The 16,234-nt window shown below is 70.3% G+C and carries 21 protein-coding genes; 10 read left to right on the top strand and 11 right to left on the bottom strand.

All coding sequences use genetic code 11. From position 1 onward, the window contains the following. Positions 1-45: 45 nt before the first annotated feature. From EP28_RS06345 to EP28_RS06310, 8 genes are all read right to left on the bottom strand, one after another. Positions 46-1,722 carry a bifunctional N(6)-L-threonylcarbamoyladenine synthase/serine/threonine protein kinase gene (locus EP28_RS06345; RefSeq protein ID WP_049983162.1) on the bottom strand — a complete coding sequence of 559 codons (1,677 nt, stop codon included), beginning with the start codon at positions 1,720-1,722 and terminating at the stop codon, positions 46-48. 11 nt (positions 1,723-1,733) lie between these two features. Then, positions 1,734-2,042 (bottom strand): 30S ribosomal protein S24e, encoded by a 309-nt coding sequence (locus EP28_RS06340; RefSeq protein ID WP_049983161.1) that lies wholly within the window; start codon positions 2,040-2,042, stop codon positions 1,734-1,736. A gap of 76 nt (positions 2,043-2,118) precedes the next feature. Beyond that, positions 2,119-2,718 (bottom strand): GTP-dependent dephospho-CoA kinase family protein, encoded by a 600-nt coding sequence (locus EP28_RS06335; RefSeq protein ID WP_049983160.1) that lies wholly within the window; start codon positions 2,716-2,718, stop codon positions 2,119-2,121. Between the two features lie 26 nt (positions 2,719-2,744). Next, positions 2,745-2,942, bottom strand: coding sequence for a transcription elongation factor subunit Spt4 (gene spt4, locus EP28_RS06330; RefSeq protein ID WP_049983159.1), 198 nt, complete (start codon positions 2,940-2,942; stop codon positions 2,745-2,747). Continuing rightward, positions 2,942-3,517 (bottom strand): DNA-directed RNA polymerase, encoded by a 576-nt coding sequence (locus EP28_RS06325; RefSeq protein ID WP_049983158.1) that lies wholly within the window; start codon positions 3,515-3,517, stop codon positions 2,942-2,944. The genes spt4 and EP28_RS06325 overlap by 1 nt, the downstream gene beginning before the upstream one ends. Positions 3,518-3,538: 21 nt before the next feature. Beyond that, positions 3,539-3,937, bottom strand: coding sequence for a PIN domain-containing protein (locus tag EP28_RS06320; protein WP_049983616.1), 399 nt, complete (start codon positions 3,935-3,937; stop codon positions 3,539-3,541). A gap of 43 nt (positions 3,938-3,980) precedes the next feature. Further along, the gene (locus EP28_RS06315; protein ID WP_049983157.1) at positions 3,981-5,225 is read right to left on the bottom strand and encodes a translation initiation factor IF-2 subunit gamma; all 1,245 of its coding nucleotides are present in this window, start codon (positions 5,223-5,225) and stop codon (positions 3,981-3,983) included. A gap of 130 nt (positions 5,226-5,355) precedes the next feature. Beyond that, positions 5,356-5,580, bottom strand: a complete 225-nt coding sequence (locus EP28_RS06310) for a hypothetical protein (RefSeq protein ID WP_049983156.1) — start codon at positions 5,578-5,580, stop codon at positions 5,356-5,358. 162 nt (positions 5,581-5,742) lie between these two features. On the opposite strand from EP28_RS06310, the gene EP28_RS06305 reads away from it, so the two are divergent. Next, the gene (locus EP28_RS06305) at positions 5,743-6,225 is read left to right on the top strand and encodes a DUF5810 domain-containing protein (protein WP_049983155.1); all 483 of its coding nucleotides are present in this window, start codon (positions 5,743-5,745) and stop codon (positions 6,223-6,225) included. 36 nt (positions 6,226-6,261) lie between these two features. After that, complete coding sequence (locus EP28_RS06300; protein WP_049983154.1) at positions 6,262-6,699, top strand: DUF5809 family protein; 438 nt, start codon at positions 6,262-6,264, stop codon at positions 6,697-6,699. Between the two features lie 124 nt (positions 6,700-6,823). Here EP28_RS06300 and icd read toward each other — a convergent pair whose 3' ends face one another. Both icd and EP28_RS06290 read right to left on the bottom strand, forming a co-directional pair. Continuing rightward, positions 6,824-8,086 (bottom strand): isocitrate dehydrogenase (NADP(+)), encoded by a 1,263-nt coding sequence (icd, locus tag EP28_RS06295; RefSeq protein WP_049983153.1) that lies wholly within the window; start codon positions 8,084-8,086, stop codon positions 6,824-6,826. Between the two features lie 180 nt (positions 8,087-8,266). Further along, entirely contained in the window at positions 8,267-9,769 is a 1,503-nt protein-coding gene (locus tag EP28_RS06290; RefSeq protein WP_049983152.1) for an HTTM domain-containing protein, read from the bottom strand. Positions 9,770-9,916: 147 nt separating this feature from the next. Here EP28_RS06290 and cofD point away from each other — a divergent pair, with 147 nt between their 5' ends. The 8 genes from cofD to EP28_RS06250 all read left to right on the top strand — a co-directional run bounded on the left by cofD (position 9,917) and on the right by EP28_RS06250 (position 15,750). Further along, positions 9,917-10,987: a 2-phospho-L-lactate transferase gene (cofD, locus tag EP28_RS06285; RefSeq protein WP_049983151.1), complete on the top strand. Its 1,071-nt coding sequence runs from the start codon at positions 9,917-9,919 to the stop codon at positions 10,985-10,987. Continuing rightward, positions 10,984-11,823, top strand: a complete 840-nt coding sequence (locus tag EP28_RS06280; RefSeq protein WP_049983150.1) for a tRNA-dihydrouridine synthase — start codon at positions 10,984-10,986, stop codon at positions 11,821-11,823. The genes cofD and EP28_RS06280 overlap by 4 nt, the downstream gene beginning before the upstream one ends. 65 nt (positions 11,824-11,888) lie before the next feature. Next, entirely contained in the window at positions 11,889-12,878 is a 990-nt protein-coding gene (locus tag EP28_RS06275) for a triphosphoribosyl-dephospho-CoA synthase (RefSeq protein WP_080506095.1), read from the top strand. Next, positions 12,875-13,537 (top strand): DUF447 domain-containing protein, encoded by a 663-nt coding sequence (locus EP28_RS06270; protein WP_080506077.1) that lies wholly within the window; start codon positions 12,875-12,877, stop codon positions 13,535-13,537. The genes EP28_RS06275 and EP28_RS06270 overlap by 4 nt, the downstream gene beginning before the upstream one ends. Before the next feature lie 102 nt (positions 13,538-13,639). Further along, positions 13,640-13,834, top strand: a complete 195-nt coding sequence (locus tag EP28_RS06265) for a 30S ribosomal protein S17e (protein ID WP_049983147.1) — start codon at positions 13,640-13,642, stop codon at positions 13,832-13,834. Positions 13,835-13,932: 98 nt separating this feature from the next. Beyond that, positions 13,933-15,168 (top strand): tripartite tricarboxylate transporter permease, encoded by a 1,236-nt coding sequence (locus EP28_RS06260; RefSeq protein WP_049983146.1) that lies wholly within the window; start codon positions 13,933-13,935, stop codon positions 15,166-15,168. 134 nt (positions 15,169-15,302) lie between these two features. Then, positions 15,303-15,482, top strand: a complete 180-nt coding sequence (locus EP28_RS06255) for an HVO_2753 family zinc finger protein (RefSeq protein ID WP_049983145.1) — start codon at positions 15,303-15,305, stop codon at positions 15,480-15,482. Between the two features lies 1 nt (position 15,483). Continuing rightward, the gene (locus EP28_RS06250; protein WP_049983144.1) at positions 15,484-15,750 is read left to right on the top strand and encodes an elongation factor 1-beta; all 267 of its coding nucleotides are present in this window, start codon (positions 15,484-15,486) and stop codon (positions 15,748-15,750) included. A 105-nt stretch (positions 15,751-15,855) separates the two neighbouring features. Here the strand turns inward: EP28_RS06250 and EP28_RS06245 are convergent, their stop codons facing one another. Next, the gene (locus EP28_RS06245; RefSeq protein ID WP_049983143.1) at positions 15,856-16,224 is read right to left on the bottom strand and encodes a thioredoxin family protein; all 369 of its coding nucleotides are present in this window, start codon (positions 16,222-16,224) and stop codon (positions 15,856-15,858) included. Positions 16,225-16,234 lie beyond the last annotated feature (10 nt).

The following is a 16,234-nucleotide window of genomic DNA, read 5'->3' as shown; positions in this document are numbered from 1 at the left end:
TCGTGGCGCAAGCCGCCGTCGCCCGCGCCCTCCGATACCGCTCGATCACTGGTACCGGCCGCGCCCCTCGACGTCGCGAAGACGGTCGAGGACGGTCGGGTCGCCGACGGCGGCGTATCCCGCCTCGAACGCGTCGATCAGCGCCTCAGGGTCTGTCGCGGTCGCCCGGACCGACCCCTCGAAAACGTGGAGGTCCATCGCGTGGTCCTCGACGTGGCCGGTGTGATAGCCGAGTCCGAAATCGATGAGCGTGGTTCGTTCCGCTTCCGGGGTCGATTGCGGCTCGTCCGCGATTCTGACGTTCCGGGTCGTCGGATCCCCGTGGACGATCCCGGCCTCGTGGAGCGTCGCGAGGTGTCGGCCCGTCGCGCGCACCCACGCGTCACCGTCGTCGATGGCGACCGCGAGGTCCCGGTCGCCGACGTGCTGGAGCGTGAGCGTCGCGTTCGGCACGTCGATGTCGTACACGAGCGGGGTCGGAACCCCGGCGCGGCGCGCCTCGCTCGTGATCCGCGCCTCGGAGACGGTTCGGTCGCGTCTGATCGAGCGGTCCAGCTCCGGGTGTCGATACCGCTTCGGAACCCGGCGTTTGATCACGCGGCCGTCCCCGTCGCCCGTCTCGATATCGACGACTGCCTCCGCTCCCCGGCGGTCGGTCACGCGAGTCTCGGGCGTGTCGACGCCTTCGCCGACGGCGACCGATCCGTCGTCGCGCCACGTCACGGGCACCTGATCCGGACGGAAGTTCGGATCGACGGCGGAGTCGGCGATCGCGACGGTGTCGCCCGCTCGCGCCATCTTCGCGCCGAGGACCGCGATCATCCCGGCGTTGTCGCGGAGGAAGCGCGGCTCGGGCGCGTGAAAGTCGGCTCCCCGGTCGTCACACATCGTCGAGAGCATCTCTCGTAACCGGTCATTCTGGGCGACGCCGCCGCCGAGGACGAGTTCGCTCGCGCCGGTTAGCGACAGCGCCCGCTCTGTGACCTCGGTGAGCATCGCAAACACGTGTTCTTGCAGCGAAAAGCAGATCGCCTCCACCGGTACGCCGTCGTCGTACGCGTCGTTGGCCGCGGAGCTGATTCCGGAAAACGAGAAGTCCATTCCCTTGACGACGTACGGGAGATCGAGGAGGTCTTCGGGACCGTCCGCAGCGTGCTCCGCCGCGTACTCCGCGGCCGCGGCCTCGACCTTCGGTCCGCCGGGGTGGTTCCACCCGACGTGGCGGGTGAACTTGTCGATAGCGTTGCCGACGCCGGCGTCCATCGTCTCACCGAGCACGCGGTAGCGACCGTCGTGGTAGCCGAGCAGGTGCGCGTTCGCGCCGGAGGCGTTCAAACAGACCGGACTGTCGAATCCCGAACGGTGCCTGCCGATCTCGAGGTGGGCCACCATGTGATTCACCCCGACGAGGGGGACGTCGAGCGCGCCCGCGAGCGCCCGCGCCGCGGTGCCGACCGTGCGGAGACAGGGGCCGAGGCCGGGGCCGCGTGAGAAGGCGACGGCGTCGACGGCGTCCGGGCCGTGCCGGGTTTCAGCCGCGGTTACCACCGCGTCGACGACCGCAGGGATCGCCTCGGACATGTGTTCTGCGGCCTCGCGCGGGTGAATGCCGCCGCTGTCCGGCTCGTACGGGTCCGATTCGATGAGAACGGAGTCGGTCTCGGCGTCGTACAGCGCGGCGCTCGCACACCACGCGGTTCCCTCGATGCCGAGAACGCGCATTCGGCGGAGCGTTAGGCCTCTTCGGCGTCCGCGTCGCCCTCGCCGCCGATCTTGTTGCGTTCGAGCATGTACTCCTGTTCGACGTCGAGCGCGTCGGCCGCGGTGTCGTACACCTTCGCGTAGCCGACCGTCTTCCGCATGCCGAACTTGGTGTCCAGCTCGTGGACGACGACCTCCTCGGAGTCCTTATCGAGTTTGGCCGCGAGCGAGTCGCGGACAGAGAGGCGCGAAGGCGTCGCCTCCTCGTGGGTCGTCTCGAAGCGGATGTCGGTGCGGTGCAACATGGGGTTCTCCTCTTCGGAGATGATGTCGACGTCCATGGTCAGTTACGCGTATATCCCCCCGAAAGCTGTAAAAGGATTTCGAAGCGGGGGTGTCGCGGCGGAACGACGATTCTCACCCGTCGTCCGGATCGACGCCGAGCGCGTCGTACGCCGCGTCGACGTCGCCGTCGAGCGCCTCGAACAGCTCGCGAGCCTCGGCCCGTGTCTCCGAGGTGACCGGAACCCGAACCATCCCTTCGCCCGGCTGTCCGTAGACGACGCTCGCCCCGTCCGGCGCGGCGAGGATCGCCGGCAGCGTCGCGAGGTCCTCCTCGCCGGTCACCTCGATCCACACCGGTTCGTCGTCGGCCACCGCCGTCGCGAGCGCCGAGAGCAGCTCCGCCGACAGCGACGCCGCGGGATTGCGCACGGCGACCCGTCGGACCGCCGGGTCCGCGAGCGCCGCCTCGATCTCCTCGCCGACCGCCTCGCGCTCCGTCTTCCCGTCGATAACGGCCACGTCGGGTACACGCCCGGCCGCACAGAGGTGATAGGTGACCACGTCGCCGACGGCGACGATCGGAGCCTCGCTCACGGTCGGGTCGTCCGCGGTCGGCTCGGCGTGCGCCGCCGCCGTCTCCGCTGCCGCCGCGAGCAGCTCGTCCGCGTCGGTGGTTACCGGGCCGAGCGGGTCCTTGAACGCGTCTCTGAGTGAGTCTGGTAGGGTGAGCATGACTGGTCAGCTTCCGGCGTGCCGCGCTACCGGACCTTCAGCGCGTACGAGCCGGCCTTCGTGACGTTCATCTCTTCTGCGATCTCGCTTTCCTCCGGCTGGGTGATGATGACGTAGCCCGCCCAGTCTTCCGTCAGCGACGACGACCCGCAGTGCTCGCAGGTCTGTGCGTCGGGGTCGTTGACGTGGTGACACTCCCGACACGCGAGGCGGTCCTCGGCCATCAGTCGGCCTCCTCACCGGTCTGTTCGCGGTGTTTTCGCTGTCCCTCCAGCCACTCGTGTTTCCCGAGTCCGGGCTGTTTCGCCGTGAGTCCGATCTTCGAGTCCCGGGGGTTGCGCTCGTCGATGCTCTTCGTCACGACGCGGACCCGCACGGCGTCGTCGACGCCGAGCGTCTTGTCGGAGTCCGAGGAGGCGAGCTGCTGGTTCGCTCCGTCGAACGTGAGGTACTCGTCCGTGATCTGCGAGACGTGGAGCAGCCCGTCGACCGGACCGATACCGACGAACGCGCCGAACTCCACCGTCTCGACGACGGTGCCGTCCGCGACCTCCTGCATGTCGGGGTCGTAGGTGAGCGCGTCGAACTCGGCCTCGTAGTAAACGCCGGGCCGGTTGTGTAACACCGCTCCCTCGCCGATGTCGTGGACGTCGATGACGCTCACGACGCTGCCGACATCCTCGTCCATCCGTCCTTCCAGCTTGTCCTGTAGCAGGGCTTTCACCCGCTCGTCGGTGACGTCCGCCAAGTGTTTCGGCGGTACCTCGACCGTATCCTTGAGTCGAACTCGTTTGTACATAGTGTTGGTTGTCCGCGTCCGCTAGGGTTCCGTTATCGCCAGTGTGTTCCGACCCCTTAAACCGATTACTGGTGCGTCCGCCTCCAGCACCCGATTCGCCAGCGGTCGATCGTTGGTGACGACGCCGTCGACCCGGCCGTCGGCGACCAGTTCGACGAGCGCGTCGTCAGCGTACGTTGCTTCGGTCTCTACCGTCGCCGCCCGCCCCGCGAGGTCCGCTCCCACGCTCGCCGCGGTCGCCTCAGCGCCGTTCCCGGCCTGTAGCCCGTCCAGTTCGGCCACGACCGCAGCGGGAACGACCGCCTCGTAGGTCACGAGGAGCCGATCGAGTTCCTCGAAGAGCCGAACGTTCGCCTCCACCGGGGCCATAAGCGCGCTCGCGTCGAGCGCGACGACCGGCGGGGTCGCGTCCGCGAGCATCGAAGTGTCGGCCGTGAGAGCGCCGCGGGCGGGTTCGGTCACGTTACGAGAGCGTCCCGACGCCGATGAGCCGCCACCGCGCGCCGACTCGTCTGTTGATCGCTATCTGTGCGCCCTCCTCGGCGCAGACGGGGCGTTTGAGGCTCACCTCGCACTCGCCGTCGCGCGCGCTCGTCACCGCGCCGACCGTTGTGGCGGTGCCGACGGTGAGCATCAGGGGCTCGCCCGTGCTGATCTCCTCGATGTCGCTCTCGCCGCTCTCGTCGTCTTCCTTTCCGACGACGCGGTCGAGCAGATCGACTTGCATCTCGAACTCGTTGCGGGTCGGCGGGAGCGTGCCGGGCTCGCCAGCGACCTGTCCCGCGAGCGCGTCGCCCTTCGTCAGGCTCGGATCGAGTCCGGTGCCGACGCCGAGCAGACCGCCCGGGCGAGCGCTCTCGACGTCGTTGCTCCCGGCCTGCAGCGATCTGACCGTCGTTTCGAGCGGTCGCCACTCCGTCTGTCCCTCCTCGTCGACCTCGCGGCCCGGTCGGATCTCCAGCCCGTCGCCAACCGACAGCTCGCCGCTGACGAGCGAGCCGCCGACGACGCCGCCCTTGAGATCCGCCGCGGTCGCGCCCGGACGGTTGATGTCGAACGAGCGGGCCGCGTACATCTGGGCGCTCTCTCCGGGATCGCGGTCAGGGGTCGGGATCTCCGTCTCGATGGCGTCGATGAGGAGATCGAGGTTGACCTCCTGCTGGGCGGAGACGGGGACGATCGGCGCGTCCTCCGCGACGGTACCCTCGACGAACTCCTGGATCTGCTGGTAGTTGTCGACGGCGCGGTCGCGGTCGACCAGATCCACCTTGTTCTGGGCGATGACGACGTTCTCGATCCCGATCAGATCGAGCGCCATCAGGTGCTCTTCCGTCTGTGCCTGCGGGACGTCCTCCGTGGCGCTCACGACGAGGACGGCCCCGTCCATAATCGAGGCTCCCGACAGCATCGTCGCCATCAGCGTCTCGTGGCCCGGCGCGTCGACGAACGAGACGGTTCGGAGCGGCTCGCTCTCGGAGCCGTCCTCGCACGTCTCGTCGACGGTGTAACACTCGGGCGCGTCGACGCCGGGGCAGCGGCGGAACGTCGCGTCCGCGTAGCCCAGTCGGATCGAGATGCCGCGTTTCATTTCCTCGCTGTGCTGGTCGGTCCACGAGCCGGACAACGCCTGCACGAGCGTCGTCTTCCCGTGGTCGACGTGACCGACGAGACCGATGTTCACCTCCGGTTGTGTGTTGGCTTCAGTCACTGTTGGACCTCCTAACGGAGCAGTCTTACCCGAAATTCGCCCCGTGCGAGTGATAAAGTTGCTGTTATAGTGGCGCTGTGTTCTACAGGCGGAACAGGCCGAGTGCCTCGGGGCTTGACCCCGAGGCGGTTCACGGTCGCGTCACAATCGAGTCGCGCATGTCCGGGCCGGACGACCGGCCGAGCCCGACGACGAGCGCGGCGGTCATGACCGCGAGCAGTGCCGCCACGCCGAGGAAGAATCCGGTCACGCCGACTCTCGTCAGGAGCGTCATTCCGAGCAGGTCGCCGCTGACCGTGGCGACGAGAGCGAGTACCGTGAGTTCGAGCAGCCGTTCCTGTGCTATCGTTGTCATACCATATGTTTGGGGCCGGAGCGGGTTAAGCCGCACTCGACACCTGTCGGTACGTCGCACGCTCTCACGCGCCGTCGATCGACGCCGCCGGGGCTCCGCTCGCCGCGGGCGACGACTCCGTCCGACGCGACTTTACGCCTCACGGTCGTAGCCGCTCTCGACATGGGATACGCGTGCCCCGTCTGTGAGACCCCGCAGCGTGACGGCGAGCACCTCGCACACCACCTCGCGTTCACGGCATTGCTCCACGGCGACGACCACGCCGCGTGGCTCGACGAGCGCGTCCCGGACTGGAGCGACCGCGATCCCGACGGGCTCGCGGCCGCGGTGATCCCCCACGCCGACGACGCCGAGTACCACGAGGTGTTCGAGGACACCGCCGACCGCGGGCGACCGAACGTAGACGATGGCGCGCACCCGGACCCCGGACACGGCGACCACGCCCCCGCGAACGGCGGTCACTCTGGACACGCACACGGCTCCGCCGCGAGCCCCGGTATCGTCGACGAGAGCGGCGCGACCGACCCGGAGACCGCCGAGGCGCTGGAGAAGGCGAGAGAGATGACCCGCGAGATGCTCGCCGACGGGTTGGCGGGCGAGGACGACGACCGCGACGGCGACGACCGCGACGATCCGACCGCGTAACGGAACGCCCTTTCCCGTCGACGTCGAATCGGTGGTATGCACACCAGAGGGACGTTCGCGCCGGAGACCCGCGCCGACGCGCTCGAACGCTACGAGGAGGTCGGCCCCGTCGCGCAGGTGGTCGTCCGCGAGGCGACGAAGGCGATGGAGTTCGACGCCGACGAGTACGACGAGCGCGTCACCCCGGAAGTGGTCCAGACCGCCCGCGACGCGACCTTCTCGGAGCTGCTCGCCGTCCACGTCGGCGACGAGAGCGAGTTCGAGGCGTGGCTCGCCGACAGCGAGTTCGACGATGAGGACGTGGTACGGATCGGCTCCGAAACCGTCGAGAACGTGGTGTGGCACCCGATACCGTTCGCCGACACGGTGATCGCGGCGACGTATCAAGAGGAGCCCGACGCGGCCGCGAGCACCCTTCGCCGGAACGCGTTCGGGCGCGTGTATCGCGAGGAGTTCTACGCTTCGGGGCGGTAGCGCGGACATCGCCGCGCGGACTGTCGGATCGAGACGCCGGCGTGGTCGACGCGCTGTGAGCGTCGTATATAAAACAGAAATCGAGGGAGTCGGAGTCGACCCGACGCGTCCGCGACGCCGGCTCTCAGGCGAGTTCGTCGATCTTGTCGACGACGGCCTCGGCGAACTCGCTCGTCGCGAGTTTCTCGCCGCCGTCGATCTGCCTGTGGAGGTCGTAGGTGACCTGCCCGGACGCGATCGTCTCTTCGACGGCGTCACGCACGAGGTCCGCGGCGTCGTCCCAACCGAGGTAATCGAGCATCTCGCGGCCGGAGAGGATCATCGCGGTGGGGTTCACCTTGTCCTCGCCCGCGTATTTCGGCGCGGAGCCGTGGACCGGCTCGGCGAGACAGCGGCCGTGGCCGAAGTTGGCACCGGGCGCGATGCCCAGACCGCCGATCTGCGCGCCGGCGGCGTCGGACATGTAGTCGCCGTTGAGGTTCATCGTCGCGATGACTTCGTACTCGTCCGTCCGGGTGAGGAGCTGCTGGAGCATGTTGTCGGCGATGCGGTCGTTCACGACGACCGTGCCCTCGGGCTGTTCGCCGTCGTGTTCGTCCCATAGCTCGTCCTCGGTGATGACGTCGTCGCCGTACTCCTCCTCTGCGACCTCGTAGCCCCAGTCGCGGAACGCGCCCTCGGTGAACTTCATGATGTTCCCCTTGTGGACGAGGGTGACGGTGTCGCGGTCGTTGGCGACGGCGTAGTCGATCGCCTCGCGGATGAGGCGCTTCGAGCCGAACTCCGAGATCGGTTTGACGCCGATCCCGACGGGGCCGTCGTGGATGACGTCCGCGACCTCCATGTCGTCTTCGAGGAACTCGCGTACCTTTTCTACCTCGTCGGTACCGGCCTCCCACTCGACGCCGGCGTAGACGTCCTCCGTGTTCTCACGGAAGGTGATCATGTCCATCGCCTCGGGGTTTTTCACGGGCGACGGGACGCCTTCGAGGTGGTAGGTCGGCCGGACGTTCGCGTACATATCGAGCGTCTGCCGAAGCGCGACGTTCAGCGATCGGAAGCCCGCGCCGACGGGCGTCGTCAGCGGCCCCTTGATCGCGACGCGGTGACTGCGGATGGCAGACACCGTGTCCTCGGGGAGGTTCTCGTCGTACTTCTCTCGGGCGCTCTCGCCTGCGTAGACGCGCATCCACGCGATGGAGCGGCCGGTCGCCTCCGCTGCGGCGTCCAGTACCTTCTGTGCTGCCGGTCCGACGTCGGTGCCGATCCCGTCGCCGTGAATGATCGGGATGATGGGGTTCGACGGGACGTTCAGCTCGCCGGTCTCCTCGTCGGCGAGCGTGATCGCCTCGCCGTCTTCGGGGACGTCGACCTTGTCGTAGCTCATGAACGTTCGTGGATTCTTGAGGCCCCCTAAAGTGCCTGCCGCTTTGCCGCTGGAGTCGCATTCGCCGGAACCGAACGGCGAGGCCAGATCGACTGCAGCGGCCGAAAGGCGGTCACGGGCGGTCAGCCGCGGCAGACGCACCAACGCGGCGGATGCGACGGACGCGCCACGGCGAACCGGTCACCGGCCGTCACACCGCCGCTCGCCGAGCAGCGTGACTCGCGTCTCGCCGTCGGCGACGTCGACGGCGGCGAACGAGACCGAGACGCGTTCGATCTCCGCGCCCGCGCGTCCGCCGGCGCGATCACAGAGGTGCCCGAGGAGGTGACGGGTGCGCGTCGGATCCGGCGAGTCCGCGAGGAGCGTGAGGAACTTCCGCCACCGAGCCGTCGGATACGCCCGGGCCGCCGCCGGCGGCCTGTCGGCCGCGACGTCGTCGCCGTACAGGGCGTCAACCCGGTCGCCGTCCGCGGTCGCGGCCGTCGCGAGGACGAGCGAGTCTGTCGTGGGTGGATCCGGTGCGAACATGTCCCACCCGCTCTCTGTGGGGTCGCTCACCGCGGCGACCGGGTCCGGCGTCGCGACGAGACCGATCGCCAGTGCGTTCCAGCAGAGCAGCGCCGCGAGCAGGACCGCGGCGACGGCCGGCGCGACTCGTCGGCCGGCAGCGGCGGCGCGATAGGCCATCGATCCCGGTCTGCTCGGACCCGACCGCGGCGATCCGACCACTCCTCCGACGCGCGTCGCAACCGGAGCGACGCGCCGCTCCGCCCGGTCCCACGCTGCGGGCGGAAAGAACGGCAGCAGTCCGACGACGGACACGAGGGGAAACACCCCGATCTGGAGGAGGAACGGCATCGCGAGATGGCCGGCGACGAAGACGCCCGCCAGCGCCGCTCGGATCCGCCCGGTGGCGAGGACGAGAAGCGGCGCGGCGACGAGCAGCCCGACCCAGCCGTAGGTGGCCGCCGCGAGCAGGCCGGAAACCTCGGGGACGAGGCCCCCGAGCGGCCCGTGGAGGTACGTGAGTCGGAACACCCGGCCGACGGCCTCGCCGGTGGTCCACGCCGTGCCGCGGAGTTTCACGAGCGCGTTCGACGCGTAGACCACGATCGTGACGGCCAAAAGCAGCGCCGACGCGGGACCGACGAACCACTCTCCCCCGTCGTCGGAGCGGTCCGCGGCTCCGATCGCGTCCCCGTCGCGCCTGACCGCGTCGACCGACCACCGCGAGCCGAGCGGACACAGCAGGCCGACGGCGAGCAGGTGTGAAACGAGGAGATCGCCCGCGTTGAGAACGAGGGGGTTCCGCGCCTGCAACGATAGCAGGAGCGCGAGCGACGCCGCGGTCGCGAGCCCGGTCCGATGGCCGACCGCGAGCGCGGTGGCCGCGACGCCGGCCAGCGCGAACAGCGCTGCGACCGCCAGCGGGTCGCCAACGAGGGCGTGAAGCGAGACACGGGCGGCGAGCGGGTACGCCTCGGCCAGCGCCGCGCGCGGAAGCACGCCGGCGTCGGTGTAAAACGCCGTCAGGTTCCGCGCGCGGAGCCCGAGGTCGACGAGGAGGACGATCCCGAGCCCGATCCGGAACGCCGCGAGCGCGCGCCGGTCGACGCCGAGGCGATCGCCGAACGCGGTGCGCAGGCGGTCGGTCGCCGACCCGTTTCGTCCGTCGTCACTCACAGTGAGAGTCTCTCCGAGGCGCGGAAATAGGTCTTGCGGGGACGGGGTCGCGGGCGACGCCCGATCCGCGGTCGGTCGCCGACACCGCTCGTCACGCCGGCCGTCTCGGAGCCGAGGATACAAATCCGGTCGCCGCGTGCGTCGGGTATGGTCACGTTCCTCGCCGGCGGCACGGGGACGCCGAAGCTGCTCGACGGGGCGACCCGCGTGTGGGATCCCGACGAGGTCGCGGTCGTCGCCAACACGGGCGACGACGTCGAACTCGGCGGCCACCTCGTCTGTCCGGACGTCGACACCGTGCTGTTCGCGGGCGGCGGCGTCCTCGACCGCGACCGGTGGTGGGGGATCGAGGGCGATACGACGGAAACTCACGGTGAGCTCCGTCGGCTCGCCGACGAGATCGGAATCGAGCCGGGACCGCGGTACCTCGACGCCGACGCGCAGACTGCGGGCCGCGAGATCGCCCGGTGGCGGCGCTTCTCGGCCGTCGGCGAGTTCATGGAGATCGGCGACCGCGACCGCGCGGTACACCTCACGCGCACGAGCCTCCTCGACGAGGGACACACGCTCACAGAAACCACGCGCACGCTCGCCGACGCCTTCGGGCTCGACGGTGATCTCCTCCCGATGTCAGACGACCCGGTCGCGACCCTCGTCCACACCGCGGACGGCGAGACGCTCCACTTTCAGGAGTACTGGGTGGCGCGACGCGGCAAGCCCGCGGTCGCCGACGTGGAGTTCCGCGGTGCCGATACCGCGGCTCCGACCGACGCGGTTCGGCAGGCGCTCGCGGACCCGGTCGTGATCGGTCCCTCGAACCCCGTCACGAGCATCGGCCCGATGCTCGCGCTCCCCGGTTTCGAGCGCGCGCTCCGCGAGACGCCGGTGGTCGCGGTCTCGCCGTTCGTCGGCGACGAGGTCTTTTCGGGGCCGGCCGCCGACCTGATGGCCGGGACCGGGACCGATCCCTCGACCGCCGGCGTCGCCGAGACGTACCCGTTCGCGGACGCGTTCGTGCTCGACGAGGACGATCCGACGTCCCTCGATCGGCACGTCGAGCGCACCGACACGCAGATCGGCGACGGCGACGACGCAGAGCGCGTCTCTCGGGCCTGCGAGCGTGCGCTGGAGGCGGTCGGCGCGGGCGAACTACCCCCCAGCGGCGGCCCGGACCCCGACGGCGACCTCGCCTCCGACGCGGAGGTGACGGAGCGGTGAGCCGCCGGCCGAGCGCGCTCGAACGGCCCTTTCTCGCCGCTGCGAGCCTCAGCGGCGCGGCCGACGCCGACTGGGCCCGGCGGGCGGCCCCCCACGTCGACGCCGGGGTGATGGGCGGGATCGCACTCGAACCGGAGAGCCGAGCGGCGGCGCGAGCCCTCGTCGCCCGCGACCGCTCGGAGTTCCTCCCCGACGACCCGATCGCGTGGATCGGCCGTCAGCTCGACGCGGTCGCCGACGTCCCCATCGTTCCCGGCGTCAACGTCCGCAGCGCGACCGTCGATCCGATACGGGAGGCGGCCGAAGTCTGTGCCGACCGCGCCGCAGTCTGTGAGATCAACGCACACTGCCGTCAGCCGGAACTCCGCGAGGTGGGCTGCGGTGAGTCGCTGCTCCGCGACACGGACCGGCTCGCCGAGTACGTCGCGGCCGCCGCGCAGACGGGGGCGACGACGAGCGTGAAGGTGCGCGCGGAGGTCGACGGGGTCGACCTCGTCGACGTCGCGGACGCAGTCGAGCGCGCGGGCGCGGACTGGCTCCACGTCGACGCGATGGACTCGGAGCGGGTCGTTCACGACCTCGCCGAGCGAGGCCCGGCTGGCCTCCGAACCGACGCGGAGACGTCCCCAACCGACCTCACCGTGATCGCGAACAACGGCGTCAGGGACCGAGAGACGGTCGCCGAGTACGCCGCCCACGGTGCCGACGCCGTGAGCGTCGGTCGACCGAGCGACCGTCTCACCGCCCTCGCCCGCGTCGCGGACGCGGTGACGGCGTGGCGAGAGGGATCGCTGTCGGGGGTCGAACCCGAGAAGCGATCGGAGGCGTCGCCGTGACCGCCGAGGGCGGCCGCCCTCGGGCGACGGAAAACCGGTCGCCGGCCGACGACGCCGTCCTCGCGATGCTCCTCGAAGTCGCCGGCACGCCGAAACCCGGCAACGTCGACCGGCGTCGCGACCTCGCCGACCTCCGATTCGAGTCGTTCCTCGGCGGCGCGGTCGGAGCTAGGGGGGGCCTCGAACTGGCCGCTCGCGGCCGAGAACGCGAGGCGGCAGACGGCGACCCGAGCGGCGAGGCGACCAGTGAGACGTCGGTCGGAACCGCCTTCGAGCGCGCCGTCGCCGGGATGGCCGACCGCGCCGGGACGAACACGCAGTTCGGCTGTCTGCTGCTCCTCGTCCCGCTCGTGCGGGCGACCGCCACCGGCGACCTCTCGCCCGCCGGCGTCGACCGGGTGACCCGAAATACGACCGTCGGCGACGCGGTCGCGTTCTATCGGTCGTTCGAGCGCGTCGACATCGCGGTCGCCGAGCCTCCCGCAGACGCGGACGCGCTCGACGTGCGCCGCGGCGGCGACGCAGAGACGACACTCAGGGACCGCGGGGCGACGCTGCGGGACGTGATGGCACTATCCACGTCGGCGGGAGACGGACCGGAGTCACTCCCGAGCGAGCGCGTTCCCGACCGCAACGCGCAGGAGTGGACCGAGGGGTTTCCGCGGACCTTCCGCGCGGCCGAGTGGATCCTGACTGACGACGGCCCGCTCGCGGACCGCGCGGCTCGGGCGTTCCTCGGCCTACTCGCGACGGAGCCAGACACGCTCGTCGCGACGAACCGCGGTCCGGACGTCGCTCGTGATGCGACGGCGCGGGCGGCCGCGGTCGTGCGCGGAAACCACAAGGTGAGCGTACTCGATGGCCCCGGCGACCGCGAGAGCGGGCCGCTCACCGACCCGCCGACTCCCGACGCGGTCCACGCGGTCGACCTCGCCACAGCCGAGACGCTGGCTGACGCGTTCGTCGACGAGGGGATAAACCCCGGAACGACCGCCGACCTCACCTGTGCGGCGCTGTACGTCGCGCTCAGACGCGGCGCGGAGGTCGCGCCGTGACCGACGGCGTTTCCCTCGACGGCTGGCCCGTCCGGCTCCGCGGCGTCACGGAGTCCGTGGTGACGACGCTCGGTCCGAACGGTCGGTGGAACGCCGCGGCGCTGGGACTCCACGCGCCGGACGGTTCCGCGGAGGCCGAGGCTCCGCCCGACTCAGACGCGACCGAGGCTCCGGGCGGCTCCGTCACGGCGCGGACGTACGGGCGAACGCGGACGTGGCGGAACTTCACCGAGCGCGGCGGCGGCGTCGTGCAGTTCACGACGGACCCACGGACGTTCGTCGACGCCGCGCTCACGGTCCACGAAGTCGACGACCCGGTGCTCGCGACCGCCGACGCGTGGGTCGAGGTGCGCGCAGAGCAGGTCGCAAGCGAGACCGACGGAGAGACGACGATCCGGACGTGGGAACTCGATCCGGTCGAGAGCGCGGTGCTCGCCGAGCGCGTCCCGACGGTGAACCGCGGGTTCGGCGCGGTCGTCGACGCGACGGTCGCGGCCTCGCGGCTCGACGTGCCTGGCTTCGACGAAGAGACACTCCTCGACCGGCTGGCGTACTTCGCCGACGTGGTCGAGCGCTGCGGCGGACCGGCAGAGCGCGAGGCGTTCGCGCGGATCCACGAGGTCACCGGGTGGCGTGACCGCGCGGGCGGTCGCGAGTGAGTTTCACGGCGTCTCCGTTCGCCTCCAGTCTGCCGACACCCGCCTCGCGGCCGCTCGCGGCGGAACGAACCCTTTTAGTTCGCCCCGAGGGTATCGCTCGATATGGCCATCAAACCCAAGTACATCAAACAGCTCGGGAACGTCCTGTTAGAGCAGTATCCCGACTCCTTCAATACGGACTTCGAGACGAACAAGGAGAGCGTCACCGCGCTGACGACCGTCGAGTCGAAGGGCGTCCGCAACCGGATCGCCGGCTACGTCACGCGGAAGAAGGCACAGGCGGCCCAGCCCGCCTAACGGCGGTTCGTGTTCTGCGGCGACGACTCGAAACGACCGGTGAGTCTCGACTCCGTCGGCCGACCGCTTATATCCGAAAGCGCGGCCACCTCGGGAGGATGGACGCACTCGTTCGACCCGTCGTCGACCCCGCCTTCTCCGCGGCCGCGCTCGCGTTCCTCGTGGGCGGCGTCGCGCTCGGAACGGCGAGCGGGCTCGTCCCGGGGCTCCACGCGAACAACTTCGCGCTGCTTCTGGCCGGACTCGCGCCGTCGGTCCCTGGCGATCCGCTCCTCGTCGGGATCGCGATGCTCGCGGCCGGCGTCGTGCATTCGTTCCTGGACATCGTCCCCGCGCTCGCGCTCGGCGTGCCCGACGCGGCCACGGCTATCGCCGCGCTCCCCGGCCACCGACTCGTGCTCGCCGGGCGGGGGCGCGAGGCGCTGCGGCTCTCCGCGGTCGGCTCCGCGCTCGCCGTCGCGCTCGCGGTGCCGCTCGCCGTCCCGATCACGTGGGCGATGGTCCGCGGGTATCCCGCCGTCCGCGCCCATCTCCCTCTCCTCCTCGCTGGGGTCGTCGCCGCGCTCGTGCTCACGGAGTCCTCGAAGCGGGCCGCCGTCGGCGGACTGGTCGCCTTTCTCGCGAGCGCCGCGCTGGGTCTCGCCACGCTCGATGTCGACCCCGCGGCACCCCTCGACGCCGGGGGTATCCTCGCGCCGCTTTTCGCCGGACTGTTCGGCGCGCCGGTGCTCGTCGACGCGCTCGGCGGCGAGGGCGTGCCGCCGCAGGCCGACGCGCGGATCACGATGACTCCGCGTGACCTCGGCGTGAGCGCGGGAGCGGGATCGCTCGCGGGCGCGGTCGTCGGGTACGTGCCGGGCGTCTCCGCCGCCATCGCCGCGGTCGCGGCGCTCCCGGCGATCCCGCCGTCGGAGGGCGACCGCGGCTTCATCGTCGCCACGAGCGGCGCGAACACGGCGAACACGATCTTCGCGCTGTTCGCGCTCGCGGCGCTCGGCACGCCTCGAACCGGCGTCACCGTCGCCATCGACCGGGCGGCCGTTCCGCTCGCGCTCCCGATCCTCTTGGTCGCGGCCGCGACCGCCGCGGGCTGCGGGTTCGCCCTCGTCGTCCTCGTCGGCGACGGCTACCTCCGTACCGTCGGGACCGCGGATTACACGCGGCTGTCGATCGGCGTCTTGACGCTCCTCGCGGCGATCTCGTTCGCGTTCGCCGGCGTCTTCGGCGTCGGCGTGTTCGTCGTCGCCGGCGTCCTCGGACTGTTCCCGCCGCGAGTCGGCACGCGGCGGGTGCACCTGATGGGCGTGCTGATCGGACCGCTGATCGTGGGGTAAAGCGGGCGGTCGCGGGCGGTCGCGGGCGGCGCGTACGACGGAGCCGGCACGAACCGCGGTACCGCGTGACAGTCGATCGGCCCCCGCCGAGGGCAAAGAACAACGGTTAAAAGTCGCGCGGTGGTGGATCGGGTATGAGCGAGAGCGAAACGCAGGGCGCTCGACAGTGCGTCTCCTGTGGCATCCAGGTCGCCGGTATGAACGCCGCGCGCTTCTCTTGTCCGGACTGCGGCGCGACGATCCACCGGTGTGCGAAGTGCCGGAAGCAGAGCAACCTCTACGAGTGTCACGACTGTGGCTTCCGGGGGCCCTAACATGGGCGACGTCGCCGCCAAGATCAAGGTCATGCCGGACAGCCCCGACGTCGACCTCGACGACCTTCAGGACCGTCTGGAGGAGTCGCTCCCGCAGGGCGCGAAGATCCGCGGGTTCCAGCGCGACGACGTCGCGTTCGGACTGGTCGCGCTCCTCCCCACGGTCATCGTTCCGGACGGTGCAGGCGGTACCGAGGCCGTCGAGGAAGCGTTCACCGAGGTCGACGGCGTCGAGTCCGTCGCCGTCGAGAACGTCGGCCGGCTCTGAGCCGGTCGGTCACGCGGGACGCGTACGCCGAGAACGGTTCATTTTCGCCGCACTTGATTCGCGTCGAGCCACAGCGCACGCGATCGGAGACGAGCGGACGCGACCTCACGCGACGTGTTCGTCGACCCACGCCGTCAGATCGTCGCCGGGAATGAACCCCTCGGCGCGCCGCGCGACGGGTTCGCCGTCGACGAAGAGCACGAAAAGCGGCACGCTTCGCACGTCGAACCGCTCGACGAGCGGCGGGTCGTCGCGGGGGTTCACGAGCGCGACGTCGACGTCGACCGCGCGGGCGACGTTGCCGAGGACGGGCTCCATGCTCGCGCAGATCCCACAGCCGTCGGTGTAAAACTCCACGAGCGCGGCGTCTGCGTCGGCGACGAACGCGTCGAGCGCGTCCTCATCGTCGAGAGAGACGGGGCGTCGGACCCCTTCGTCACCGGGCGACTCGCCGCTCCGAGTATTGGCTGTCATGCCCACTATT

This window comes from Halorubrum sp. BV1 (assembly GCF_000746205.1).
In the GTDB taxonomy this organism is placed as follows: Archaea; Halobacteriota; Halobacteria; order Halobacteriales; family Haloferacaceae; genus Halorubrum.
The sequence above is the reverse complement of the archived record's forward strand: the minus strand, read 5'-3'. Positions and strand labels throughout refer to the sequence as shown.